The sequence below is a fragment of the Laedolimicola intestinihominis genome (genome assembly GCF_040096155.1).
In the GTDB taxonomy this organism is placed as follows: domain Bacteria; phylum Bacillota; class Clostridia; order Lachnospirales; family Lachnospiraceae; genus Laedolimicola; species Laedolimicola intestinihominis.
This window is the reverse complement of sequence record NZ_JBBMFE010000010.1, coordinates 97,876-122,481: the sequence shown is the minus strand read 5'-3', so window position 1 is coordinate 122,481 and position 24,606 is coordinate 97,876. Positions and strand designations below refer to the sequence as shown.

The following is a 24,606-nucleotide window of genomic DNA, read 5'->3' as shown; positions in this document are numbered from 1 at the left end:
TACATTTTTTTGAAGCTGTCTATTATAAATATTTCATCATTGTTGGCACAAGAATGTTCATATCAACAGGCTTTGCAACATGAGCATTCATTCCAACAGAAAGAACCTTTTGTGTATCTTCTGCGAAAGCATTGGCCGTCATCGCAATAATTGGGATTCTGGCTTTTTTCGTATCCTTCATCTTTCGGATAGTTAATGCAGCGTCATATCCATTCATAACAGGCATCTGAATATCCATAAGGATCATCTTGTAATAACCAGCATCCGCTTTTTCAATCATATCAATGCATGCAACACCATCATTTGCAGTCTCAACAATACAGCCTTCTTCCGTCAATAGTTCCTTTGCGATTTCAGTGTTGATCTCATTATCTTCGACTAATAAGATTCGAACACCGTTCAAGCAATTCTTACTACTCAGATTACTATTTTTTTTCACCAGAGAATCTTCTTTTGACGCTTTCCTGCAAGGAATCGTTACTGTAAATTGGGAACCCTCACCCTGCTTGCTTTTCACTTCTATTGTGCCATCCATGAGATCTACAAGCTTTTTTGTAATGCCCATTCCGATGCCACTACCATCAATATGACTTAACGTAGTGTTACGTTCTCTTTCAAAAGTTTCAAAAATACGCTTTTGGAATTCTTCAGACATACCAATTCCATTATCGGTAATGGTAATGATCAGATTGCACCGGTCTTCTTTTTCACAGGATTTCTGTACAACATTACAGGATATCCTACCTCCTGTATTTGTATACTTTATTGCATTGCTTATAATATTAAGACAGACTTCTGACAGGTGCGGTGCATCCATATATACATACGGATACATGATTTGTTCTGTCAGGGAGAGAGTTTGATTTTTTCTTTCTGCCTGTTGTTGGAACATAATGATACAATTTTCAAAGCACTCATGAACATTCGAAACAGTGTATTCCATTTCGACCTGATTATTTTCAATCCTTGCAAGATTCAGAACATTACCAAGCATCGACAGAAGTTCTTTTCCGCATATTTGAATTTTTTCAAGGTATCTGCCAAGTTTTTCTGTTTCTTGCAAATGTCTGGTCGCCAGTTCTGCATAACCAATAATCGCATTCATAGGCGTCCTGATATCATGGGACATATTGAACAGGAATGTCGATTTTGCTTTATTTGCACATTCTGCTTTTAATTTAGCCTCCCGTAATTCTTCCTCTTGTCTTAATTCCCGCATTTTTTCATCTGTCACATCTCGATTTGCAATCAGCACGGATGTAACATTTCCATTTTTATCATAACTCTGAGGAACGACCATAGCAAGAAACCATGCTCCTTCCTTTAGTTTGAATTCGGAAGACATAGATTCTTTATTATGAAGCCGTGCCGCCATGGTCTGTATATCAAGAAATTCCATATACTTCTGCGCAAACGGTTCTGCCATCACCCTTTCGATAATCTCGATCTTAGGATTCCATTCGGTATAATCTTTCATATCAATAATCATTTTTCGACTTTTTTTGACAAGCTCAACACGCTTTGTTTTTAAATTCAACCTTAAGATTAAATAATATGCAGTTCCTAATGCATGAAAAGCCTGCCGGGTTTTTTTGACCTGCTTTCCCAAGGTAACAGGGAACTCTTCACCGTCCATTTGCTCCAAATCCGGCGTTGACTGATGCAGATGCTGAACCAGCCATTTTCCATTCGTCCACCTATAGATAATCGTAAATCTTGTCTCCATTTTGAAACAGATTGAACCATCTTTAAACAGACCAGTAAAATCTACTGTTCCATGTGCAAGAACATGATCATCATCTAGTCTTTCTTCCTCCTGATATAAATTTTCTATTTCAAGTCTGATTTTATCTCTTCGTTTTACATCAAATTTAAATGATTCCAAAAACTCATGCAGATTCCTGAAAAGCTCATGTTTCCCAGTTCCGATCAGACTGACATTTTCATCAAAATAATTTTCTATACCCAAATCATTTACTGATTCAGCATTAATATATATTTTCATAAGTTGCTCTGTGAGTTTTTTGAAATTATCCATACGGTTTCCTCTCGCTTAGAAAGACTTAAATGGCTTTCAGTTTAAATTTTAAATTTACATATAAAATCGTTTGCTTTATTATATCACAGCGGTATACTATTCTGCCAACATTTTTTCAAGACAGGTGTCCTTAATCTTCCAATACTCTTAGTTCTGCAAACTTGAATTGAGATTTCATATATTCAAAGGGATTTAATAATTGTTATATTTTATTATCAAATATCTCTCAAGCCCTTGAAAACACTAAGTTTATCGCAGGTGAGTTTTCCCTTATTGTTTCCCTTGTATTATATTGTCCCATGAGTATTTACGAACTCTGATAAGGACAAAAACAAGGGCACAAGAGGTCCGGTGGACCTCTGCTCTGTGCCGACCGAAGCGGCAGCGGAGACCAAGATAATCCTCTAAAACAGTATAACATAAAATGAAAACGACATGGTGAACTGATTGAAATGCTTCTAATTTTTGTAACGAATGATTGATTGGACGATAAGGAGATATGATACGATGAGAACAATATTTGCAGAATACAATCCACAACGCAACAGCATTGATGTGTATACCAGTGCTGGTATGCTCCGTATTGACTGTTGGGAAGCTGAGAAAGATTTATAAACCACACCCGGATCAGTCTGTTCATTAAACGCACTTGCCATTGATGAACCACTTGAATATGCAAAATTATATCTTGATGGAACGATGCAAATATGGGTGGATGCAGATGACACTCTTTATTTATAATGTTAAATAATCCCCAAAAATTCTAAAATTTTTCGGGGATTATTTTTGGCTTATATTTATTATTCAATTTAACTGATAATGATTCTCATATGAGATTTATCTTTAGAAATCATACCATCAATCACGCCAGTCTGCATCTGATTCCCATTTACATTCCGTAATCTGCATATTTGAAAATGTTGCCTTATATGAGCCTTCTGTCGGGCTGCATGCATATATTCCATAAGTAATTTTTTCTGCACCTTCCCACATATGGAAAATACGCATTTGTCTGAAATTTATGCCATCCTCACTGCATTCAATACAGTAGTCTCTGTCCCTTCGTGAAAAACGATACCACATACTTTTAATATCAGAGGATACCCCTTTCTGTAAAAATTACAACTTTATCCTCACTAATTTGTACCTGCTTTGGTTGACGTATCCATTTAGGATTGTTTTTCAAAAATTCCACCTTTTTTCTCACTTTCTTTTTTATTTTAATAAGCAACTATATTTAGTGCCTACTTTTCACTGTATTATAATTAGTAATTTTCTTTTGTCTTCTGCAAAGAATGACTCCTATAAGTAGCAACACTGGAAAAATAATTCCTGCCAAAATTCCCATCTTTAGGTTATCCCCAAAAGCTCCTGATACCATTCCAACCAATGTAGGACCTCCTGAACAACCTATATCTCCACCTAATGCCAGCAATGCAAACATGGCTGTTCCCCCTTTGGGCAAAGCTGCTGATGCCTTGCTGAAAGTTCCAGGCCACATGATTCCCACTGAAAGCCCACAGACAGCGCAGGCAATCAGATTTAATAGCGGAATCGAGAATAATGAAATCCCTAAATAGGATAAAATACATAAAAAACTACTATAAATCATAAAGTGTTCCAAATTGATACGGTCACCATACTTACCATAAAACAATCTTGATATTCCCATTAGAACCGCAAATGCCATCGGCCCTGCTAAGTCGCCGGCTGCCTTTGAAATTCCAAGACCTTTTTCTGCAAAAGCAGAGGCCCATTGACTTACTGCTTGCTCACTTGCTCCTGCACATATCATCATAATCAACAAAATCCAAAAAATTTTCATCCAAAACAATTCCTTTAATCCAAGTCCGGTATCTCCATCCTCAAGCAATGGTGCAATGGGAACCTTTGAAAAAACAAAAGCATTTCCAATTGGAATTACCGCCCAAATAATGGCTAATATTTTCCAGTTATCTATACCGACTACATAAAAGAACACGGTTGATATGAGTACAACTCCGGCGTGTCCCCAGCAATAAAAAGAATGCAACAGGCTCATTGCTTTTTCCTTATTGTCGGATGGGCAAGCCTCAACAACTGGACTGACTAGGACTTCCAAAAGTCCACCACCTACCGCATAGATCATTACAGCAATCAAAATTCCAATAAAGGAAACTGGTAAAATCTCTGGTAAAACTGTAAGAAGGAATAATCCTGCCGCTGCTAGAACATGAGCTATAATCATTGATATCCGATATCCTATTTTATCAACAAATCTGACAGAAAGAAAATCAACCAGTAGTTGTATCCCAAAATTAAAAGTCACTAACAATGTAATTTGGGAAATTGGAATATGATAGCATTTCTGAAAAAACAAAAAAAGCAGTGGTGTAAAATTATTAACGATAGCTTGTACAATATAACCTACAAAACAGGCTGTAATTGTCTTATTATATTGGCTTTTCATTTTGTCCTCCTCTAATAAATGTAATTATATCGTAAACTTTATATCTAGTCATTGTATAAAATCATATATTTATGGTACAATATAACAAATTTTATTATTTATGAGGAAATATAGCATGGAGACTTTTAAGATAACTACAGATGAAACACTACGAGAAACCATCCAGCATGGCAACAATCGTTATCCATTTGCATACTATCCTGATAATATTTGGAAATTTGACTTCCATCGCATTGACTGGCATTGGCATCATGAATTAGAATTTCTTTATACTGCTGAAGGTACTGCGCTCTGCCTTATAGGTACAAGTAAAATAGAACTACATAAAGGTTGCGGCATATTTATCAATAGCGGTGTCCTGCATCGTTTTGAAGCACAAAGCAGTACATTTGCACCTAATATTGTTTTTTCGCCAACCCTATTAGCACCCGAAAACAGCCTCATTTACGAAAAATATATTCTTCCTGTGATAAGCTCGTCTGTTCCATATCAAGTTTTCAGTCCATCCAACACATTTGGAAAACAGGTGCTACAACTTTTGTCGCAAATTTGTACTATTCAGGAAACTAAGCCGGATAATGAATTATGTACTATACAACTTTTATTTCAGCTTTGGAACATATTGCAAAAAAATATGGACTGGACTTCTGATTCTAACAGTATTCATCGATTAAATCACAAACAAGCAAAATTACAAGCTATGATGCAGTATATTCATGATCACTACATGGAAGAGATTACATTGGAGACGATTGCGGCATCGGCATCTATCAGCAAAAGTGGAGCTTTACACATTTTTCAAACTGGCATCCACTGTTCTCCGGTAGCATATCTAATTCAATACAGACTAGCACAGGCTGCTGAACAACTTTATATCACTCAAAAATCGGTTTCTTCCATTGCAGAAGAAACCGGATTTACAAGTTCCGGCTATTTCTGCCGGAAGTTTAGACAATATTATCATATGAGTCCAAATGAATACAGAAAGAAGAAAACAGAGGAAATTTCTTAATTTCTACTTTCTGTATTCATACAATATTTGGAGATGATGTTGTTTTTCGTTTTATTATCTGTATCAATTATGCTGACAATATACTATTTATGCATCATATTTACAATGTTCAAAAGATAAAAGTATTCTATATGCAAATGGATAGATTTATATATTTTATCTATCTGTTTGCAATTTTAATAATGACTCCTTGTATCCCGCCAGCCTTTCATATACCACCTGATTGCAACATATACCAGTTGCACGAATAATAAGAGAAATAGCAGATTAATCGGTGTTCTTGTCTTTATCCAATCTCCAAAGTAGATTGCTATTTCCATGCTTATAATTGTTACCAATATGGTAATCATATCCCAACAGCACTTCTTATATACCCCTGCAATCTTTATCCCTATAAACGCTACAAGTATTCCCGCACCCACCAGACATCCACCGCAGATCAGTATTCTTATCAGCCAGTATATAATTCCGGCAATGACAGGATTAGATATTTCATCACTAATCTGTGCCACATTCTTTCCTGTCAGTACAATACAGCCAGCAATGGTCTGTATAAAAGTTGCGATTATATCAAAGAATCTTCCACAATCAGAAATAAATACCTTTGACCGTATCATCTGAAAAAGAGTTGTTGATGCGGAATACCATATCAGCAGAAACATCAATGCTTCATTCTCTGTAAGTGGAACCCGTCAGAACAAAGCACCTCTCCACTGCATGAAATCATTGAGATACCGCTGCTTTATCCTCTGGCCACGATCTTCTGAGCGCCGCATAGGAAATAAGGAAGTTTGCAAGCCAACCTGCCGGGACTGCAAGCCAAACAAAAGCAATGCCAAAACGCGGTGCACAAATCAAAGCAACAGACAAGCGGATTGCAAGGTTTACCATATTTGCAATAAGAAACGGCCGCATGATTCCAAGTCCGCGAAGAACTCCATCGGTTGCCATCTTGATACCCATGAAGATGAAAAAGTAACCAATCCACCTCATATAATCACCAGACACCTGATAGGCAAACGCCGTTCCGTCTTTTCCTAAGAACAGTGAGGAGATCTGCGTATGCAGCGCTTCAATGGTCACAAACGCAATGGCCGCAAAGCACAGATCCAGCATCAGTGCAACATGGTAGCCTTTTTTGATACGCTCAATTTTCTTTGCGCCAAGATTCTGGGATACAAACGGCGAAACTGCATTGCCGATGGATACGAAGATCAGCGAAAAAACATTTTCTACCCGCATCGTTGCCGCATACCCGGCAAGTGCCTGTGTGCCGAAGGGATTTACCACTGCCTGCACGATCATCATACCGATAGACACTGTGGACTGCTGCAAAACCGATGGTACCGCAATGCGAAGCATGGAATACAGCTCCTGCCGGTCGAACCTGCTAAAGGAGCTCTTGTATTGCCGCATCCGAGACAGAAAGATCAAAAACGAAAACACGGCAGAAATTCCTTGTGCGATCAAGGTCGCAAGGGCTACACCAAACACCCCCAGACCAAGACCAGCCACCATCCAGAGATCCATAAAAATATTCAGGATAGATGAGAATATCAGCAGTCCCAGCGGAATTTTGGATTCACCGATGGAAGTGAACATGGTGGAAAGAATGTTGTACATGAATAGAAACGGGAAACCCACAAAGTAGACACGCAGATACAATACTGCTTCTTCCAATATATCGGCAGGGGTTTGTAATCCGCTCATCATGAAATGAGAAAAGCAAAAGCCAAAGACACCAAGGACAACGCTTAAGATCAAAAAGCTGATCAGGGACGTTGACACAATGGTTTTCATTTTACCATAATTTTTTGCACCAAAATAGCGGCTTACAAGCACACCTGCGCCCACACCAGCACCAAGCGCCACACAAATAAAAACATTGGTCAGTGCAGCACAAGCACCAACAGCCGCAAGTGCCGAGGAGCCAACAAATTGACCAACTATTATGGAATCGGCCATATTGTATACTTGTTGAAAAAAACTGCCAAGGATCATCGGCATCGCAAAAACAGTCAGCGCTTTAAGGGGTGGATCTGTGATCAAATATTCATCTTTCGACATGATTATATTCCTTCCAAAAATCGTTTATCGCAAATTTTATCGTAAGTCAAGAAATTAGTGCAACATTCAAACGGCATCTTTGCGATATGCAATTCACCGCTGTTGCATTATAAAGTTGAATTGCTATAAATAACCAACAATCAATGTAACGATTGCTGCCAAAATCGCTTTACCCATATAATCACACTCCTTTGTCAAATTCCGATAATATTATTTCCTCAAAACTGACAAATATGGATGAAATCCTTCAAAATGCCAGTTCCGGCAATGCTGATATCGGTATTTTGCCACAGGCCTGTTCAGATAAAAATCTTCTCTGCATCCCTTATCTTAAGGAGCAGCTCTATGTCTGTATCCCGAAAGAACACAAATTGGCAGAATATTCTCAGCTGAGTCTTTCACAGCTTAACGGTTTTAACTGCCTTCTTCGTGATGAAATCGGTTTCTGGACAAATCTGGTAAAGAGCAAAATGCCAGCATCCCGCTTTCTGATACAGACAGATGAATTTGAGTTTGAAGAATTGGTCAGGACTTCCACATTATTATGTTTTTCCAGCAGTAAAGCACCCGGCTCAGAGCAGACTCTGAAAGGACGGAAACGGATTCCCTTAACTGATCCTGAAGTAAATGTTACCTATCACCTGATTAGTTCCGCTAAGAGTACTATTTTACAATCTGTTTCGCCCACTTTTGAATTTCGTTATCAGAAGTAATCTGTTTTTCTTCATTAAAGCGTACATTGAGTCCCGCATGAACCGTTTTTTTTAGACATAAACCAATAAAATATAACACAAAATGCTAAAGCAAACACAACACCAAAAACATTTTGAATCACTCTAAGACTAACCGCTCCTTGTAGTCCATAAGTCTCTGCAGCAATGGCTAAAGCACCAAATGTGTTAAATACTGCCTGCCAGCCATATTGTGCTGAAAATCCTACACCGATTCCACCAAGAATTCCTATATATGCATAGATTGACGAAGGAAGCAGAAAATATAATACTGTAAAACATATAACACCTGCAATATTTCCGACAATCCTTTTACGGACTCTGTAGTGCATATCTTCCATAAACGGCAAAATCGTGGACATGGCCGCAATACCAGCCCACATTGCACGTGGCATATTACAAAGTTCTGCAATGCAAAGGACAATCGGTACGCATAAAATCTGACATATCTGCCATTTTGTTCTGGAAGAAGTGATATCAAATTCTTGTATCAGATCTTTCAGATTTCTTTTATAGGTTCTGTTTTTATGATTTCGATAAAATACGAAGCAGGTAAGTGCAGCACCTAAAGCCATTCCGACTAATCGCATCTGATAGCTTTTTCCCCTAACATCATAACCATATAGCAGCAGATACCCAAGAACCAATGTAGATTGATTAAACATGAATGGATTATGGCATCCGAACAGAATCAACACAGCCAGTGCCGCAATATTTAACAGCATTCCCAATACCGGTGAAAACTGATTTGCTAAATGCGGACATACAGTCATAATTACAAAGAACAAAGCCAAAAGCATCGTAGATTGTCCGGTGTGGATCCCCAGATCCGCATTCCGAAATACCATAAGGCATAATAAAACTACTACACCCACAATACTATTCTCATTTCCAAATAAGATACTGAAAATAGTAACAAATAAAAAACAAAATGTCATTGTAACAGCTATCTTTACCAAATATACCAGTATATGATATGATTTTTCTTTCACTGTTTCACTCTTTTTCAACAGGTTTTTAGAACCTGCCTGATTTAACTGCAACTCCTGATAAAATGTCATGTAATTCCTCCTCTATCTGTTTTTCTTAAACTTATATGGCCTCATCTTTCTGTATTGGAAGCTCTACAACAAATCTGCATCCACCATATTCACGGTTTTCTGCTTTGATTGTTCCTCCGGCACTATCTACAATCCGTTTCACAAGTGCAAGGCCGAGACCATTTCCTTCTGCTTTGTGAGAACCGTCTGCCTGATAAAATTTATCAAATATTCTGGTTTTCACATCATCCTCTATTCCCGGTCCTTCATCTTCCAGAATGAACTTAACAGAATCCTGTTCTTGTTTCAGAAACATCGTAATTGTCCCCTTTGAAGGGCTGAACTTAATCGCATTATCCAAAAGATTTATCCAGATATGCATAAAAAGTCCTTCATTTCCAGTATATTTAACTTCCTCCAATTCTACCTGAAAATCAATTTCTTTTTCTGTCCATTTTGTTTCCAATGAAAGAAATGCCTGGCGGATCTGTTCATCCAGACGATATTCTGTTTTTTTCATTGGTATATTCTGATTCTCTAACTTGGATAACAGCAAAATATTACCAACCAATCCGGAAAGTCTTTGGGTGTTAAATAAGATTTTTTCTACATATTCCTCTTGATCCGGAGACAGTTCTTCTCCCTGAAGCAGCATTGTATATCCTTCAATGGCATTAATCGGGGTCTTAAACTCATGAGAAACATTAGATACAAAATCCATCTGCAGCACCTCTGTTGCACGAAGTTCTTTTGTCATAACGTTAAAACTTTGATAAGATTCTCCAACTTCTGCGATACGGCTGTTCGTTTCCAAATGCTGTTCAAAATCCCCCTGAGAAACTTCCTTCATTGCTTTACTGAGTCTGGTAATTGGTTCCAGTAACTTTGCATTAATAAAGGAAGTGATCAGCCCTGCAATCAATGTATTGAAAATCAAAAGCCAGCCAAGCACAGGTATGCTGCTCGGCAGATTAAAAAAATGATTCAAAAAAGCAAATAATAAAGCAGATATGACTGTTGAAAATACAAGTGCCAGCCAGATTGCACCAGTCAGACAGGATCGGATCCGCAATCCTTTTTCTTTCTTTTGTTCCATTATTTTTTCACCACCTTGTATCCAATTCCACGCATTGTTACGATTTCAAAATCAGGGTTATCTTTAAAACGCTCTCTGATTCTTCCTATATGTACCTCTATCGTATGTGGGTCTGCCTCCGTCTCGTATCCCCATACTTCATCCATCAACTGTTGTTTTGTAAATGTTCTGCCTGGCGAGGCTGCAAGCTTATATAAAAGCAGGAATTCTTTTTTAGGCAAAACAAGACTTTCCTTATCAGTTGTAACCGTCATTGCATCATAATCAAACTCTGTTGAACCGATCACAATTTTGTGTTCATTCAGTATCTGTGCACGGCGAAGCAGTGCTCCAACTCTTAAAACCATTTCATTCACATTTACCGGTTTTACCATATAATCGTCACTTCCCGAAAGAAATCCCTGGCGCATATCATCAAAGGAACCTTTCGCAGTAATCATAAGTACTGGTATCTGATATCCTGCTGAACGGAGTTCCGACACCAGTTCATAACCATCCATAACCGGCATCATAATATCGGAAATGATCAGATCAATATACTCTTTATCCAATATTTCTAATGCCAGTGCTCCATCCGATGCACTTTTGACCTGATATCCATTCTTCTCAAGCACTTTTTGGAATAGCTGGCTTAATTCTTTATCATCTTCTACAATCAATATTTGAAACACGTTTTCCTTCCTCCTTATTAAAACAGATACCTTGCCCATCCAAGCAGATGCTGTACCAAAAGTACGTTTCTCTGACGCTTCTTTGTCAATTCAATTGGCTCTACATGATACGGATCACGATAGGTTCCATCTTCCAATACCTGTCGGGACACTCTTTCATATTCCATCATGCCTTCTTCCAACTGTTTATTAATCTCTTTGCTACGTATTACAAGCATCAGTTCCGTATCCAGATATGCACTTCTCATATCCATGTTAAAGGAACCGATTACGGATAGATCATCATCAATCAGGATGCTTTTTCCGTGGTAAGAATAGCCGCCTTCATACTCCCAGATATCAATTCCTGTATTTAAAATTCTGTTTCTGTTTCTCGCATAATCAGCAGAACCAAACGGATTTCCATTGTTGGCAACCGAATTGGTCATGATAGAAAAATCCGGAACTCTCTCCGCAATCTCTTTCCATGTATTATACATCATATCATTGCAAATAATATATGGTGTATGAATTTTCACGCGCTCTTTTGCATTTTTCATTAGTTCTCCCAGTTGATACCAGACTACTGGTTCCTTGGAACCTGTGTGGATAGGATTTGACACTAATGCAATCTTTTCTGTCTCAAAAGTTTCGTCCGTGTAATCGGTATCGCAGATTCTTTCCTTATTCTCTTCAAAATATTTCTGATAGCCGTTCTGCAGCTCTAAAACTGCGTTCCTTACAGATTTTCTATTTGCCAGTTTTTTATTGTCATGAAAATAACCACTGTCTTCTTGTTCCCATATCGTTTCAAAATACTCTAACAACTGGTTAACTGAATTTTCTTTCTCAGGTTCATCGCAAACCACTAACACGTCTCTGTCATAGTTCTTATGTCCCGGAAAATCACCCAGGAAATAATTGTATGTATTTCTTCCCCCAAGAATATATCTCTTTCCATCTGCAATCAAATATTTATCATGCATTCTACCCATCATTTTCCACGGTTTCAACGGATTGGCCTTATTATATAGTTTAATTTCAACATTCTCATGGGAAGATAATCCATAGAAATACGGATTTCCTTCCATATCAATCCAGCTCTCCATTCCATCTACTAACAGACGAATATGTACACCCCTGTCTGCCGCAGCATGCAGTGCTCCTAAAATCAATTTTCCACTTTCATCGGATTGAAATGCAAAAGTAGAAAGAATAATTTCCTTTTTTGCATTCTTGATCAAACGCACTCTTTGTAAAAGCGCTTCTGGATTCTTTTCTATGATTACTGCCCGTTCTGTATTTTCACTGCATTCGTTCCATGACCCATTTTTTGTTTCTTTTTTGGTTGTATTGGACACTTCCGGCTGCTTTTTATATGCAACGCAGATTCCGAGCAATTCATAAAAAGCCACACATAAAAAAATTGCCAGTATAACAAGAAGGATTTTACATGTTTTATACTTTTTCATTGTACATCACCTGATTCCTTTTTATTTCATACTTATACAATACATAGTCAATCTCAATTTAACCTCAACAAGGTTTGTTTTTTCATCCATGCAAAATCTTCTTTGTACAACAGACGGTTAGATATAGCAAAAACGGCCTTTCAAAAACAGTTAACTTCTAAATCAACTGTTTTTTGAAAGGTCGTTTCATCAGATTCTTATAGCAATCCAGCAAATAATCTCATAAATAATTGTCCCAGTCGCAAATATGCACTTCGTCCGGTTTGATATTGGTCTGTCACATCACGACATTCTCCCATCGTTCTTATCAGATCATTTTTTATTTCCACAACTGCCTGACAATCTGCCATAAAACAGCCGTTTTCAAAATGGTGATATAAACTTCGATAATCCAGATTAATTGTTCCACAGGTTGCCATACAGTCATCTGCCACACTCATTTTTGCATGACAGAAACCAGGAGTCCACTCATAAACACGAACACCATGTTTAACCAATCCATGATAAAAAGAACGAGTTATATTATAAATGAATTTTTTATCAGGGATACCAGGTGTGATAATTCTTACGTCTACCCCTCGCTTAGCAGCCAGACATAACGCATGCGTCATTTCATCTGTTATGATTAGATATGGAGTCATAAACCAACAATATTTTTCAGCTTTATTTATCATACTGATATAAACTTCTTCTCCTACTTGCTCATTATCCATAGGGCTGTCTGCATAAGGTTGAACAAACCCAGTTTGCTGTGCCGCATAATCATAGTGGAAAAGGTATTTACTAAAATCAGAATCATTAGCATCCTTATCACTTACTGCATTCCACATTTCCAAAAATGTCACCGTAAGCGACTGAACAGCATCTCCTTCTAAACGAATACCTGTATCTTTCCACTGTCCATACGGGTGTGTGTAATTAAAATATTCGTTTGCTAGATTATATCCACCTGTAAATCCGACTTTTCCATCAATAACTGTTATTTTTCTATGATCACGATTGTTCAAAAACAGATTTAAACCTGGCATAAACGGATTGAATACACGGCAATGAATTCCTATTGCCTCCATCTTTTTCACAAAATCTGTGCTAATAAAGCCTATAGAACCCATATCATCGTAGAATACTCTAACTTCCACACCTGCTTTTACTCGCTCTTCCAGAACATCTTGAATCTTATGCCATGCTTCAGCGTCTTCTATCGCATGATATTCCATAAAGATGAACTTCTGTGCTTTCTCCAAATCCTTAAGCTGTGCCTCTAATCCTTTCACTGCTTCATCAAAATACACAATATCCGTATTCTGATAGATTGGATACTGCGAATTTCTTTGTATGTAACTTGCTATATTTCCTGCTTTCGGAATTGTTTCTTTTATTCTGCTCAAACACTCCTGACTGTCCGGAAGCATTGGTAACAATTTGCTATCAATTTCTGCATATCGCTCACGCATTTTATGTGTGCCACCATTCAAACCAATCAACAAATACAGGCCTACACCCATAATTGGGAAAATTAGAATTAAAATGACCCAAGGCATTTTCATAGAGGATGTCTTATTTGATGCGTACAATCCCAAAACCAAGATCCCACTCAAAATCCTTGTAAATAAATTTATGATTTCTGCATATTCATTCAAGCGTGTTACGATAGTAATAATAAAAATCACTTCCAAAAGAATGCAGATTATGGAAAAACACAGTCGTTTTACCCCATTTTTTGTTTTTGCTTTGCCCTCTAAAGTATCTTGTTTCATATATATTCCACCTTCCTACTTGCTCAGTTTTCTCCCTAAATTTCGTGTAACATACCAATTTTGTCTTTTATTCTCTGCATTTCATTATCTGCTTCAATGATAGCTCTTGCAGAATGAAGTAATTCTTCACTTATCTCATCATAGCCAGGCATTTCTTCAATTTCTTTTTTATAGCGAAGTTGATGTTCCAATGTTGCCCAGAAATCCATACCATTGGTTCGAATCTGTAATTCTACACGCATAGGTGTTTTACCCTTAGCAAAAAATACTGGTATTTCAACAATCATATTCTTAACTTTTTCTCTTGAATCCTCCGGTACTTTCATGTACTCCCACATAAATGCTACCACATCGGCTGGCCTTATTTATATCATTTCACTCTTTTTTGAAATAGAACAACACCACAGCAACAACTCAAATCGACTTAAAATTCCAGACTATTCGCATTCAGCAAGAAATACTTCATTCCCATGATGACAAAACCTTCATCATTTCTCCAAGGCTTTTTGCTGCCATTTACAATGACGATCTTCTTGAAAGAGTCCGGGATATTACGCAGAGAATTGAACTCCTGCGTCTGTTTTTCTTCCGAAGTCATGTCATATGCAACCTGGATATAGTATCTCTGGTTTCCTTGATTCACCACAAAGTCAACCTCCAACTGCTTGCGAACACGTTTGCCCTCTTTATCCTTATCGAAGATATCCACGACACCCACATCAACATTGTAGCCACGGATCAACAGCTCGTTATAAACAATGTTCTCCATGATATGAGTAGGCTCCTGCTGTCTGAAATTCAGACGTGCATTTCTCAGTCCCAGATCCGTAAAGTAGTATTTCAGATTTGCACCGATATACTTTCTGCCCTTAATATCGTATCGGCTTGCCTTGGAAATCAAAAAGGCATCTGTCAAATAGTCGATATGCTTGGAGATGGTTTTATTAGCATAAGTCATCTGGCGCTCACTGGCAAAGGTATTGGCAATCTTTGAAGGGTTGGTCGGTGCGCCGATTGCAGATGCAAGCACATCAACCAGAATCCCAATCTCATCCACGTTCTGAATCTTATTTCTTTCAATAACATCCTTCAGATAGACATTTGCAAAGATGTTCTTCAGATAGTCCGCTTTCTGTCGTTCGCTCTGGAAACTTACGATCTGCGGCAATCCTCCGTAGATCATGTAGTCATCCCATGCATCATCATAATCGCCGTCATAGACAGAATAAAACTCTGCAAAGGAGAGAGGGTAGATTCTAATCTCATCACCTCTGCCACGGAATTCGGTCACAATGTCGCTGGACAGGAACTTGGAATTACTTCCGGTGACATACACATCAATATTACTCATGCGGAGCAGGCTGTTCAGCACTTCCTCAAATTGTGACATAAACTGCACTTCATCAAGAAACAGATAGTATTTGCCATCGTCTTTCATGGCATCTTTGATGTACTTGAAACACACCTTAGGATCTCTTAGTTCCTCATTTTCAATACCGTCCAATGCAATCTCAATAATATGATCAACATCAACGCCGTTCTCCAGTAAGTATCTCTTAAAGATGGTAAACAGCAAAAAGGATTTGCCACATCTACGAATGCCGGTAATCACCTTTATCATTCCATTATCTTTTCGCAGGGTCAGCTGCTGTAGGTAAGCGTCTCTTTTAATCTCCATCGTTACGCTCCCCCTTTCCGTGCATCTGCACACTTTTTAGTAATGAGATTCTATCACAGAGCGACGTGAATTTCAATATGTATTCCCATTTTATGTGCATCTACACACTTTTATGTAATGTTGATAAATATATTTTCAGATTTTTTTGATTGCAGTGTCTATAATCGACTACTCCAATCGTTATTATAGGTAAACAACAAAAAGAAGATGGTTTCGATGTTTTATTAAATATGTTCGTTAGTCTTTTACGTTGTATGAATGAAAGGGAGCACATTTTATGAAGGAGTCTTTCTTCTGGACTGCCAGCTGATGAAACTCCTCAGACAAGCATCATAGTTGGAAGTCATGAAGAGTTATATAAAGCATTAGAAAATGACAAGGTTGATCTGGTTCTAAGTGATCAGAGACGGGCATTCTCAGATTTATATAATAACGAAATACTCTCCGAGAGCCATATGTACATAGAAATTTCAAACCATAATCCTCTGAGCCGGCTGGAAATGATAGAAATCTCAGAACTAAAAAACATCCCCTGCATACTTGTAATCACTTCTGCCGGACAGCAGGAAGAAAAATCATATTATGAGGAGATTGTTGGAATAAAAGGAGAATACCTTTTCGCCGATTCCATTCAGGAGGCAAGACTTAAAATCATTACCGGACAGGGGTATATGCCTGTTACATGATACATCTCTATATTTTGTTTTTCACAAATCATTGCAATCTTCTCAATACTGCCACGATCGCTTGCTAAAACATTTCCAAAAATTACACTTTCAATGGATTTTTCTGGAAGGTCATAATACATTGCACTAGTCTTTTTCACTACTCTAACTTCTTTTTCATACTCCCATAAATAACTTTTGTCCTCTCTATACAATACCACATCCGGCATTTTATCATGAAGCGTAATTTCAAATCCCAGTTCTGTCAGCTTATTTACATTCTTCACTAAATCATTCGCAATAGTATCGCCCACATACAGACATTCTGAATAAGGAAGAATATGAGATGTGGCTGGAAGATACCTTGCGATTATTCAATGTTCCGATAGAAGATTTTATTCATTGAAAATAGAAATCACAAATTTTTAGAACCAAACTAGAACCACGACAAGAAAATTACACATTTGTAACCGAAAAAAGGCTTCCGGGGAAATCCCCAGAAGCCTTGATCCAGATAAGCGCCAAACCTCGAAAATGCCATGCATTTTCTCGGTCGCGGGCATTCGTTAAATGCCCGCATATTCAATAAAAAACAGCCCTTTTTGTGCAAGCACAAGGGGCTGTTTTTCATCGCCTATTCGGCGCTTATCTCATTGCTTTCGCGTAGATTACTCGATGATTGTAGCAACACGTCCAGATCCTACTGTACGGCCACCCTCGCGGCATTGGAATCGTGTTTTTTGTGGTGCTCACCGTGCTTTTTGTGGTTAAAATCGGTGTTTTTTCGCCAATTTAGTAGCTGGTATTTTTATTTGCCTGAGTTTTTGGCACCGTTTTGGCACCGGAAAGGGGCTGATTACACTTACAGACTGAAAGTTATAAACATCTTTGCAAATATACCATATCTCTTAACTGTACACCACACTCATAAATTGGGTGGTCATAATTGTTCGTAAAGAAATTCGGAATATTATGAGAACGGACAAATCCGCATTTTTCATAAAATGGTACGGTCAACGGACTGTCACCTGTTCCAACTTGCAAAACAGAATATTCATCTGCATATTTACTGGCAAGAAAATCAATTAGTGCTTTCCCATAGCCCTTTCCCTGATTTTCCGGATCGACTGCGATATTCTTGATTTCAAGTATTTCGTTACCTTCATCGGTGACAACACATTCAGCTTTTACATTACCATCTTCAAGTACATACATATTACCTTTTTCAAGATAGCGATCAACCATGCTCTCCTGTTCATCAGCTAATAGCAATAATGATATAAACTGCTTTTTATTTTCATTCACTTCTCTGATTTTCATATCCATTACTCCGTCAAACTTGAATTTTATCGTTCTTTCATACAATACACATAAGTCTGTACAATATTACGCATATAAATAAACTGATTATGTTTGCTCTATTTGTTTTATAGTTTGCATTTGCCGGATTTCATTTTTTTATTTTGTTATTTCAAGTAAAATCAAATACATGCAATGGGACAATAACAATAATAAGACTAAATAGTAAAGTCACTATCTTTAATATTTTACTTTTTTTCCAGAAAAAATAGTACATTGCAAACTGCAATATTATACTTATTGTAAAATAAAGTATCCACTTTAATTCCCATTGCACAATAGCTATTATTGATTCATAATCAAATTCAGTAAAAATTATGCACACAATAAATATCCAAAGAAAAAGTAAAAATACAATAAATTCGTATCCTGCTAATGCAAGTACTTTTTTTCTTATACTTGCATTTCGCATAAAAAAAACAACCCCAATAGATAATATACACAATAAAAATGTTCTATAATAATCCGAAAAAATTATTTCTGTTATCACATTCGTGTCTCCTATAAAAACTTCTGTTAAATCAGCACAATTTTTCAAATATTGATAGCAGCAATATTCCGATTTTACGCTCTCTGCAACTTCCCGACAAATTGGAATTTATCTAACTTTTCCTTGAAAGCCTAAATTCTTCAAAGCATCTTCTCCAAACTTTGCAAAGTCACCTTCTGCACCAAAAGAAAAGAAAGCTTCTTTACCACCAGTGGCAATAATATCTGCACTCTGATACCCCTGATACTCGGATAACATAATTACTAAACTGGCATAACTTCCTGTTCGTAAAAACCAGTTTTCAAAAATTAATAGTAGTGTTTTGGTGTCTCCTAATTCACGTATAATTTCGTCTTTGAATTCCACATTGGAGAACTTACGTTTATCAAATTCTTCTTTGATTTTATTTTTGATTTCATCTAATTCATATCGTTTTTTAGCATACATTTCGACTTTCTTGCTTGCCATTGAAAACGCTCCTTTCAAATTCCAGTTTATACACCCCTATTCTACTACAAAACCATCCTTTATGAAAGCCTCTTAATCTTCTCCCTGGCCTCATATAACTCCTTATCCTTCGCCATCAGGTATTGCAACAGAAAACTATAATCATCACCCGAAATCAGGCCACTGGCACCATATCCAATAATCAAACGAATGAATCGCTGCTCATTTTCCGGTAAAGAATCAAGAGTCTGCCAAAGCAGATAGACCTCTGTTGTCAGTTTTAATTCACTATCCATTTCTATATTTACCTCGCTTAAACTCATCTTTGACACTTAGTAAATGTCATTTGTATAGCAATCCTATCATACACTATAAGAAAAGTAAATGACATTTAGTAATTGTCAAAAGGTGAGCTATGTATAAGAACAAAATCGACAACATGAATAACCTCTCTGGTATTGCTATCCGTAATCTTCGTATAGAAAAAGGCTGGTCTCAACGAGAACTGGCTGACGCTTTGCAGCTTCTTGGCCTAGATTTGGACAAGAATGCTATCCAGAGAATTGAAGCCCGGAAACGGTTTGTCACGGATATTGAATTAACCTATTTTGCTAAAATCTTCGAAGTTGATTATTCCGTTTTACTGGATTCCCAAACAGAATGAAATCCCCCAGGACACTCTCCTGAGGGATTCTTCACTATCTGGCTCCTCTGCCACTACTACGATAACCTCTGTATTCTTCTCTCTCCTCCGTTCTTTTCTTTGCTTCCCGGAGCTGCATATCCACAAACCCTTTCACTTCTGTCCGTCTCCTCCATTCTTCCACCGCAGCCATATACCCTTTATACTCTTTTCTGGCTGCCTGATATTCCTGCATAAACTCCTGGACTGTTTCATATCCATGCTCCCGTACGATCCCGGACAGCCAGCGCTTCATGCTTGCCACCTGACGTTCCAATGAATCCACTTGCTCCTGCAGGCTTTTCCGCTCTTTTCGTTTGAATATTCCTGTCGCACTGACCAGTTCATTCCTTACCCGTCCCAGTTCAAGCTCCCTGTTGAAAATGGCTTCGTTCTGATCATCCAGCTTTCTTTGGATTGATTCAAGCTGTTGGTATTTGGCTGCAAGCGGGCTTCTTACCGGAAACTCCAGTCTTTCTTCTTTCGCCTCCGCTACTCTTTCCCTTACCCTCTCAATCAGCTCTTTCAGCTTGAAAACCGCCTCGAAAAGATATAGCAAAAACAGCTCTGGCCTTTTTCCTCTCCTATCAATACTCGCTTTTATCTCTTCCGAAATACACTCCCGCTTTATCTCCCGGATCTGCTCCTCTGCCGCTCCGCTGACCAATGCCTGATCCACCGTAGCATTCCACTCCTGCCCAGTATGCTCTCGGAATCTTACCTGCTATGGTAAGATATCCCTGCTGTGCCAGCTCGGTATTCATTCTCTTAACCAGCTTGTAGGCATGAGATTTTGAACAGTTTAGCTCCCTTGCTACATCTTCGACATTCATCATATACTTGTAATCTGCCATTCATTCTGCCTCCCTTCTCCGGAACGATTAAGGAAGAAGAAATCTATCCGACACTACCGGACGGACTGAACGGAGCCCTGGATGGCAGCCGTGTAAAAACATATCTGAAGAATTCTATGTTCCCGCTGATGTATCTTTTCGGAAAAAACAGTATGCCGGACGTAGATAATCTACTTACATCTTTTTATCAGCTCGACGACGAGGCCAGAAAAGAAGTCGTAGACACCATACAACTCAAGCTTCAATATCACCGAGATCCGGAACGGGCAGAGCAAATCAAACAGATCAATGGCTGGTAAAATACCACCCGTGGTTCTATTTTGGTTCTATAAAAGCACCGGAGTTTTGATTTTTGGCACCGTTTTGGCACCGCTCAGCTCTATTTTTACACATACGGACGTAAAAAAGGCTTCCGGGGAATTCCCCAGAAGCCTTGATCCAGATAAGCGCCAAACCTCGAAAATGCCATGCATTTTCTCGGTCGCGGGCATTCGTTAAATGCCCGCATATTCAATAAAAAACAGCCCTTTTTGTGCAAGCACAAGGGGCTGTTTTTCATCGCCTATTCGGCGCTTATCTCATTGCTTTCGCGTAGATTACTCGACGATTGTAGCAACACGTCCAGATCCTACTGTACGGCCACCCTCACGGATAGCGAATGTAAGACCCTGCTCCATAGCGATCGGGTGGATCAGCTCGATGGTCATCTCTACGTTGTCACCAGGCATGCACATCTCTGTACCAGCCGGCAGGTTGCAAACGCCAGTAACGTCAGTTGTACGGAAGTAGAACTGCGGTCTGTAGTTGTTGAAGAACGGTGTATGACGGCCACCCTCGTCCTTTGTCAGAACGTAAACCTGAGCGGTGAACTTTGTATGGCAGGTGATGCTGCCCGGCTTAACGATAACCTGACCTCTTTCGATCTCGGTTCTCTGAACACCACGAAGCAGAGCTCCGATGTTGTCACCAGCCTGAGCCTCGTCAAGCAGCTTACGGAACATCTCGATACCGGTTACAACGGTCTTACGAGTCTCTTCCTTAATACCAACGATCTCAACTTCCTCATTCAGATGCAGAACACCACGCTCAACACGGCCGGTAGCAACAGTACCACGACCTGTGATGGTGAATACGTCCTCGACCGGCATCAGGAACGGCTGGTCTGTAGCACGCTTCGGATCCGGAATCCAGGTATCAACTGCATCCATCAGCTCCATAACCTTGTCTCCCCACGGTCCCATCGGATCCTCAAGAGCCTTCAGAGCGGAACCCTGGATGATCGGAGTGTCATCTCCCGGGAACTCGTACTCGTTCAGCAGCTCACGGATCTCCATGTCTACCAGCTCAAGCAGCTCCTCATCGTCTACCATGTCGCACTTGTTCATGAATACTACGATGTAGGGAACGCCTACCTGACGGGACAGAAGGATGTGCTCCTTAGTCTGAGCCATAACACCATCGGTAGCTGCTACTACCAGGATAGCGCCGTCCATCTGTGCTGCACCAGTGATCATGTTCTTTACATAGTCAGCATGGCCCGGGCAGTCAACGTGTGCATAGTGTCTCTTCTCTGTCTCATACTCAACGTGTGCGGTAGAGATGGTGATTCCACGCTCTCTCTCTTCCGGAGCCTTGTCGATGTTCTCGAAGTCTGTAGCTGTGTTACCAGCAACACGAGCTGCCAGAACCTTTGTGATAGCTGCAGTCAGAGTAGTTTTACCATGGTCTACGTGACCGATGGTACCGATATTACAATGCGGTTTTGTTCTGTCAAATTTAGCTTTAGCCATTTTGATTGTCCTCCTTGAATTCATTCACCCTGAGGGTAAAAGTTGATTTTTTCCTGTTTCGATATTAAAACTCGGCTACTTCTGATTATATTTCATAGAGCCTTATTTTTCAAGCAAAATTTAGGAATTTTGCTTATTTCTTTACCGCAATCCGGCTAAAAATACCGGATTGCAGTTATTTTTATAATTATTTCTTAGCAGCAAGTACTTTCTCCTGGATATTCTTCGGTACCTGCTCGTACTTCTCGAAGAACATGGAGTAGTTACCACGGCCCTGAGTCTTGGAACGCAGGTCTGTGGAATAACCGAACATCTCTGCAAGCGGTACATATCCGCGGATCATCTTACCGCCGCCGATATCATCCATACCCTCGATACGTCCACGACGGCTGTTGATATCACCGATAACATCACCCATGTACTCCTCCGGAGTAGTAACCTCAACCTTCATGATCGGCTCGAGCAGTACCGGATTACCCTTCTGCATAGCCTCCTTGAAAGCCATGGAACCAGCGATATGGAATGCCATCTCACTGGAGTCGACCTCATGGTAAGATCCATCGTATACGGTAGCATGAACACCGAGTACCGGGAAGCCTCCCAGAATACCGGACTGTGCCGCCTCTTCGATACCTTCGCCGACTGCCGGGATGTACTCCTTCGGAATCGCACCACCGACAACCTGAGACTCGAATTTGAACAGCTCTTCTCCGTTGGCATCCATCGGCTCAAAGCGAACCTTACAGTGTCCGTACTGTCCACGTCCACCGGACTGCTTAGCGTACTTGCTGTCTACGTCAACAGCCTTGGTGAAGGTCTCCTTGTAAGCTACCTGCGGTGCGCCTACGTTAGCCTCTACCTTGAACTCACGCAGCAGACGGTCTACGATGATTTCCAGATGCAGCTCTCCCATTCCGGCGATGATAGTCTGACCAGTCTCCTGATCGGTATGCGCACGGAAGGTCGGATCCTCCTCTGCCAGCTTTGCAAGAGCCTCGCCCATCTTGCCCTGACCTGCTTTGGTCTTCGGCTCGATAGCCAGCTCGATAACCGGCTCCGGGAACTCCATGGACTCCAGGATTACCGGATGCTGCTCGTCGCAGATGGTATCACCGGTTGTGGTGAACTTGAATCCAACTGCTGCAGCGATATCACCGGAATATACCTTGTCCAGCTCTGCTCTCTTATTTGCATGCATCTGAAGGATACGTCCTACACGCTCCTTCTTCTGCTTGGTAGAGTTATATACATAAGAACCGGAATTCATGGTTCCTGAGTATACACGGAAGAATGCAAGCTTTCCTACAAACGGGTCAGCCATGATCTTGAATGCAAGTGCAGCGAACGGCTCATCATCAGAGGAGTGACGCTCTACTTCATTGCCTTCCATGTCGGTACCCTTGATAGACGGAATGTCTGTCGGAGCCGGCATGTACTCAATGATAGCATCCAGAAGCTTCTGAACACCCTTATTTCTGTAAGCGGTACCACAGCAAACCGGAACAGCGGTACACTCACAGGTTGCCTTACGAAGAACTCTCTTCAGATCCTCAACCGGGATAGATGCTCCCTCGTCCTCAAGGTACTGCATCATCAGGTCATCATCCAGCTCGCAGATCTTCTCGATCAGCTCCTGGTGATAGAGCTCTGCTTCGTCCTTCATGTCCTCCGGAATCTCTGTGATGGAGATATCCTCGCCCTTCTCATCGTTGTAGATGTAGGCCTGCATCTCGAACAGGTCGATGATTCCCTTGAACTCGTCTTCCTTACCAATCGGAAGCTGCAGACAGATGGCATTCTTGCCAAGTCTGGTCTTAATCATATCTACTGCATTGTAGAAATCTGCTCCCAGGATATCCATCTTGTTGATGAATGCCATACGGGGAACATTGTAGGTATCAGCCTGACGCCATACGTTCTCAGACTGCGGCTCTACACCACCCTTCGCACAGAACACGCCGACAGCGCCGTCCAGTACACGAAGGGAACGCTCTACCTCAACCGTAAAGTCTACGTGGCCCGGGGTATCAATGATATTGATACGGTTCTCTAATGCGCCCGGCTTCGGCTTGCAGTGCTCCTGCAGCGTCCAGTGACAGGTTGTAGCAGCGGAAGTGATGGTGATACCACGCTCCTGCTCCTGCTCCATCCAGTCCATGGTAGCAGTACCTTCATGAGTATCACCGATCTTATAGTTTACACCAGTGTAATACAGAATACGCTCTGTCAGTGTGGTCTTACCAGCATCGATATGAGCCATGATTCCGATATTTCTGGTTCTCTCCAATGGATATTCTCTTCCAGCCACGGGATTTTCCTCCTCAAATAA

The 24,606-nt window shown here is 39.8% G+C and carries 24 protein-coding genes and 2 pseudogenes; 5 read left to right on the top strand and 21 right to left on the bottom strand.

Annotated elements, in window-relative coordinates; all coding sequences use genetic code 11:
• Positions 1–22: 22 nt before the first annotated feature.
• Positions 23–2,038: an ATP-binding protein gene (locus tag WMO29_RS11375; protein WP_349164861.1), complete on the bottom strand. Its 2,016-nt coding sequence runs from the start codon at positions 2,036–2,038 to the stop codon at positions 23–25.
• Positions 2,039–2,545: 507 nt separating this feature from the next.
• Here WMO29_RS11375 and WMO29_RS11370 point away from each other — a divergent pair.
• A pseudogene (locus tag WMO29_RS11370) lies at positions 2,546–2,779 on the top strand (DUF6061 family protein).
• A gap of 117 nt (positions 2,780–2,896) precedes the next feature.
• Here WMO29_RS11370 and WMO29_RS11365 read toward each other — a convergent pair.
• Positions 2,897–3,121 (bottom strand): DUF1349 domain-containing protein, encoded by a 225-nt coding sequence (locus WMO29_RS11365; RefSeq protein ID WP_349164860.1) that lies wholly within the window; start codon positions 3,119–3,121, stop codon positions 2,897–2,899.
• A 154-nt stretch (positions 3,122–3,275) separates the two neighbouring features.
• Entirely contained in the window at positions 3,276–4,487 is a 1,212-nt protein-coding gene (locus WMO29_RS11360; RefSeq protein ID WP_349164859.1) for an MFS transporter, read from the bottom strand.
• A gap of 115 nt (positions 4,488–4,602) precedes the next feature.
• On the opposite strand from WMO29_RS11360, the gene WMO29_RS11355 reads away from it, so the two are divergent.
• The gene (locus tag WMO29_RS11355; protein ID WP_349164858.1) at positions 4,603–5,499 is read left to right on the top strand and encodes a helix-turn-helix domain-containing protein; all 897 of its coding nucleotides are present in this window, start codon (positions 4,603–4,605) and stop codon (positions 5,497–5,499) included.
• Positions 5,500–5,675: 176 nt separating this feature from the next.
• Here WMO29_RS11355 and WMO29_RS11350 read toward each other — a convergent pair whose 3' ends face one another.
• Both WMO29_RS11350 and WMO29_RS11345 read right to left on the bottom strand, forming a co-directional pair.
• Positions 5,676–6,161, bottom strand: a complete 486-nt coding sequence (locus tag WMO29_RS11350; RefSeq protein ID WP_435391152.1) for a DUF6040 family protein — start codon at positions 6,159–6,161, stop codon at positions 5,676–5,678.
• Positions 6,162–6,222: 61 nt separating this feature from the next.
• Positions 6,223–7,566: an MATE family efflux transporter gene (locus WMO29_RS11345; protein WP_349164857.1), complete on the bottom strand. Its 1,344-nt coding sequence runs from the start codon at positions 7,564–7,566 to the stop codon at positions 6,223–6,225.
• 233 nt (positions 7,567–7,799) lie between these two features.
• Here WMO29_RS11345 and WMO29_RS11340 point away from each other — a divergent pair, with 233 nt between their 5' ends.
• Positions 7,800–8,279, top strand: a complete 480-nt coding sequence (locus tag WMO29_RS11340; protein ID WP_349164856.1) for a LysR family transcriptional regulator substrate-binding protein — start codon at positions 7,800–7,802, stop codon at positions 8,277–8,279.
• A 14-nt stretch (positions 8,280–8,293) separates the two neighbouring features.
• Here WMO29_RS11340 and WMO29_RS11335 read toward each other — a convergent pair whose 3' ends face one another.
• From WMO29_RS11335 to WMO29_RS11280, 12 genes and pseudogenes are all read right to left on the bottom strand, one after another.
• A complete protein-coding gene (locus WMO29_RS11335; protein ID WP_349164855.1) occupies positions 8,294–9,358 on the bottom strand; it encodes an FUSC family protein in 1,065 nt (354 codons plus the stop codon).
• 31 nt (positions 9,359–9,389) lie between these two features.
• On the bottom strand, positions 9,390–10,433 hold the full coding sequence (locus WMO29_RS11330) for a HAMP domain-containing sensor histidine kinase (RefSeq protein ID WP_349164854.1): 1,044 nt from the start codon (positions 10,431–10,433) through the stop codon (positions 9,390–9,392).
• Complete coding sequence (locus WMO29_RS11325) at positions 10,433–11,143, bottom strand: response regulator transcription factor (protein ID WP_044024695.1); 711 nt, start codon at positions 11,141–11,143, stop codon at positions 10,433–10,435. Before WMO29_RS11325 ends, WMO29_RS11330 begins: the two co-directional genes overlap by 1 nt.
• Entirely contained in the window at positions 11,122–12,555 is a 1,434-nt protein-coding gene (locus WMO29_RS11320; protein ID WP_349164853.1) for a phospholipase D family protein, read from the bottom strand. Before WMO29_RS11320 ends, WMO29_RS11325 begins: the two co-directional genes overlap by 22 nt.
• Positions 12,556–12,752: 197 nt before the next feature.
• Positions 12,753–14,312: a cardiolipin synthase gene (gene cls / locus WMO29_RS11315; RefSeq protein WP_349164852.1), complete on the bottom strand. Its 1,560-nt coding sequence runs from the start codon at positions 14,310–14,312 to the stop codon at positions 12,753–12,755.
• Between the two features lie 35 nt (positions 14,313–14,347).
• A pseudogene (locus WMO29_RS11310) lies at positions 14,348–14,602 on the bottom strand (RelA/SpoT-related domain-containing protein); the annotation flags it as partial.
• Between the two features lie 134 nt (positions 14,603–14,736).
• Positions 14,737–15,990 carry an ATP-binding protein gene (locus WMO29_RS11305; protein ID WP_349164851.1) on the bottom strand — a complete coding sequence of 418 codons (1,254 nt, stop codon included), beginning with the start codon at positions 15,988–15,990 and terminating at the stop codon, positions 14,737–14,739.
• A 631-nt stretch (positions 15,991–16,621) separates the two neighbouring features.
• On the bottom strand, positions 16,622–16,996 hold the full coding sequence (locus tag WMO29_RS11300) for a BsuBI/PstI family type II restriction endonuclease (RefSeq protein WP_349164874.1): 375 nt from the start codon (positions 16,994–16,996) through the stop codon (positions 16,622–16,624).
• A gap of 535 nt (positions 16,997–17,531) precedes the next feature.
• A complete protein-coding gene (locus WMO29_RS11295; protein ID WP_435391151.1) occupies positions 17,532–17,981 on the bottom strand; it encodes a GNAT family N-acetyltransferase in 450 nt (149 codons plus the stop codon).
• Between the two features lie 145 nt (positions 17,982–18,126).
• On the bottom strand, positions 18,127–18,504 hold the full coding sequence (locus WMO29_RS11290) for a hypothetical protein (protein ID WP_055039029.1): 378 nt from the start codon (positions 18,502–18,504) through the stop codon (positions 18,127–18,129).
• 108 nt (positions 18,505–18,612) lie between these two features.
• Entirely contained in the window at positions 18,613–18,972 is a 360-nt protein-coding gene (locus WMO29_RS11285; protein ID WP_349164849.1) for a DUF6054 family protein, read from the bottom strand.
• A gap of 59 nt (positions 18,973–19,031) precedes the next feature.
• Positions 19,032–19,247 (bottom strand): hypothetical protein, encoded by a 216-nt coding sequence (locus WMO29_RS11280; protein WP_186873835.1) that lies wholly within the window; start codon positions 19,245–19,247, stop codon positions 19,032–19,034.
• A 119-nt stretch (positions 19,248–19,366) separates the two neighbouring features.
• Here WMO29_RS11280 and WMO29_RS11275 point away from each other — a divergent pair, with 119 nt between their 5' ends.
• Entirely contained in the window at positions 19,367–19,615 is a 249-nt protein-coding gene (locus WMO29_RS11275) for a helix-turn-helix domain-containing protein (protein WP_186873819.1), read from the top strand.
• A 34-nt stretch (positions 19,616–19,649) separates the two neighbouring features.
• Here the strand turns inward: WMO29_RS11275 and WMO29_RS11270 are convergent, their stop codons facing one another.
• The gene (locus WMO29_RS11270; RefSeq protein WP_349164848.1) at positions 19,650–20,312 is read right to left on the bottom strand and encodes a hypothetical protein; all 663 of its coding nucleotides are present in this window, start codon (positions 20,310–20,312) and stop codon (positions 19,650–19,652) included.
• A complete protein-coding gene (locus WMO29_RS16770) occupies positions 20,221–20,487 on the bottom strand; it encodes a hypothetical protein (protein ID WP_435391150.1) in 267 nt (88 codons plus the stop codon). The genes WMO29_RS11270 and WMO29_RS16770 overlap by 92 nt, the downstream gene beginning before the upstream one ends.
• 116 nt (positions 20,488–20,603) lie before the next feature.
• Here WMO29_RS16770 and WMO29_RS11260 point away from each other — a divergent pair, with 116 nt between their 5' ends.
• The gene (locus WMO29_RS11260; protein ID WP_349164847.1) at positions 20,604–20,786 is read left to right on the top strand and encodes a hypothetical protein; all 183 of its coding nucleotides are present in this window, start codon (positions 20,604–20,606) and stop codon (positions 20,784–20,786) included.
• 297 nt (positions 20,787–21,083) lie between these two features.
• Here WMO29_RS11260 and tuf read toward each other — a convergent pair whose 3' ends face one another.
• Entirely contained in the window at positions 21,084–22,277 is a 1,194-nt protein-coding gene (gene tuf / locus WMO29_RS11255; protein ID WP_349164846.1) for an elongation factor Tu, read from the bottom strand.
• Positions 22,278–22,464: 187 nt separating this feature from the next.
• Positions 22,465–24,585, bottom strand: coding sequence for an elongation factor G (gene fusA, locus WMO29_RS11250; RefSeq protein ID WP_349164845.1), 2,121 nt, complete (start codon positions 24,583–24,585; stop codon positions 22,465–22,467).
• Positions 24,586–24,606 lie beyond the last annotated feature (21 nt).

Coding starts and splice junctions, on each gene's coding strand:
- WMO29_RS11330 (WP_349164854.1), bottom strand. CDS start 10,433: ATGGAACAAAAGAAAGAAAAAGGATTGCGGATCCGATCCTGTCTGACT.
- WMO29_RS11305 (WP_349164851.1), bottom strand. CDS start 15,990: ATGGAGATTAAAAGAGACGCTTACCTACAGCAGCTGACCCTGCGAAAA.
- WMO29_RS11320 (WP_349164853.1), bottom strand. CDS start 12,555: ATGAAAAAGTATAAAACATGTAAAATCCTTCTTGTTATACTGGCAATT.
- WMO29_RS11375 (WP_349164861.1), bottom strand. CDS start 2,038: ATGGATAATTTCAAAAAACTCACAGAGCAACTTATGAAAATATATATT.
- WMO29_RS11280 (WP_186873835.1), bottom strand. CDS start 19,247: ATGGATAGTGAATTAAAACTGACAACAGAGGTCTATCTGCTTTGGCAG.
- WMO29_RS11345 (WP_349164857.1), bottom strand. CDS start 7,566: ATGTCGAAAGATGAATATTTGATCACAGATCCACCCCTTAAAGCGCTG.
- WMO29_RS16770 (WP_435391150.1), bottom strand. CDS start 20,487: ATGGCAGATTACAAGTATATGATGAATGTCGAAGATGTAGCAAGGGAG.
- tuf (WP_349164846.1), bottom strand. CDS start 22,277: ATGGCTAAAGCTAAATTTGACAGAACAAAACCGCATTGTAATATCGGT.
- WMO29_RS11365 (WP_349164860.1), bottom strand. CDS start 3,121: ATGTGGTATCGTTTTTCACGAAGGGACAGAGACTACTGTATTGAATGC.
- WMO29_RS11350 (WP_435391152.1), bottom strand. CDS start 6,161: ATGTTTCTGCTGATATGGTATTCCGCATCAACAACTCTTTTTCAGATG.
- WMO29_RS11355 (WP_349164858.1), top strand. CDS start 4,603: ATGGAGACTTTTAAGATAACTACAGATGAAACACTACGAGAAACCATC.
- WMO29_RS11275 (WP_186873819.1), top strand. CDS start 19,367: ATGTATAAGAACAAAATCGACAACATGAATAACCTCTCTGGTATTGCT.
- WMO29_RS11285 (WP_349164849.1), bottom strand. CDS start 18,972: ATGGCAAGCAAGAAAGTCGAAATGTATGCTAAAAAACGATATGAATTA.
- WMO29_RS11340 (WP_349164856.1), top strand. CDS start 7,800: ATGGATGAAATCCTTCAAAATGCCAGTTCCGGCAATGCTGATATCGGT.
- cls (WP_349164852.1), bottom strand. CDS start 14,312: ATGAAACAAGATACTTTAGAGGGCAAAGCAAAAACAAAAAATGGGGTA.
- WMO29_RS11335 (WP_349164855.1), bottom strand. CDS start 9,358: ATGACATTTTATCAGGAGTTGCAGTTAAATCAGGCAGGTTCTAAAAAC.
- WMO29_RS11295 (WP_435391151.1), bottom strand. CDS start 17,981: ATGGATATGAAAATCAGAGAAGTGAATGAAAATAAAAAGCAGTTTATA.
- WMO29_RS11260 (WP_349164847.1), top strand. CDS start 20,604: ATGTTCCCGCTGATGTATCTTTTCGGAAAAAACAGTATGCCGGACGTA.
- WMO29_RS11325 (WP_044024695.1), bottom strand. CDS start 11,143: ATGGGCAAGGTATCTGTTTTAATAAGGAGGAAGGAAAACGTGTTTCAA.
- WMO29_RS11360 (WP_349164859.1), bottom strand. CDS start 4,487: ATGAAAAGCCAATATAATAAGACAATTACAGCCTGTTTTGTAGGTTAT.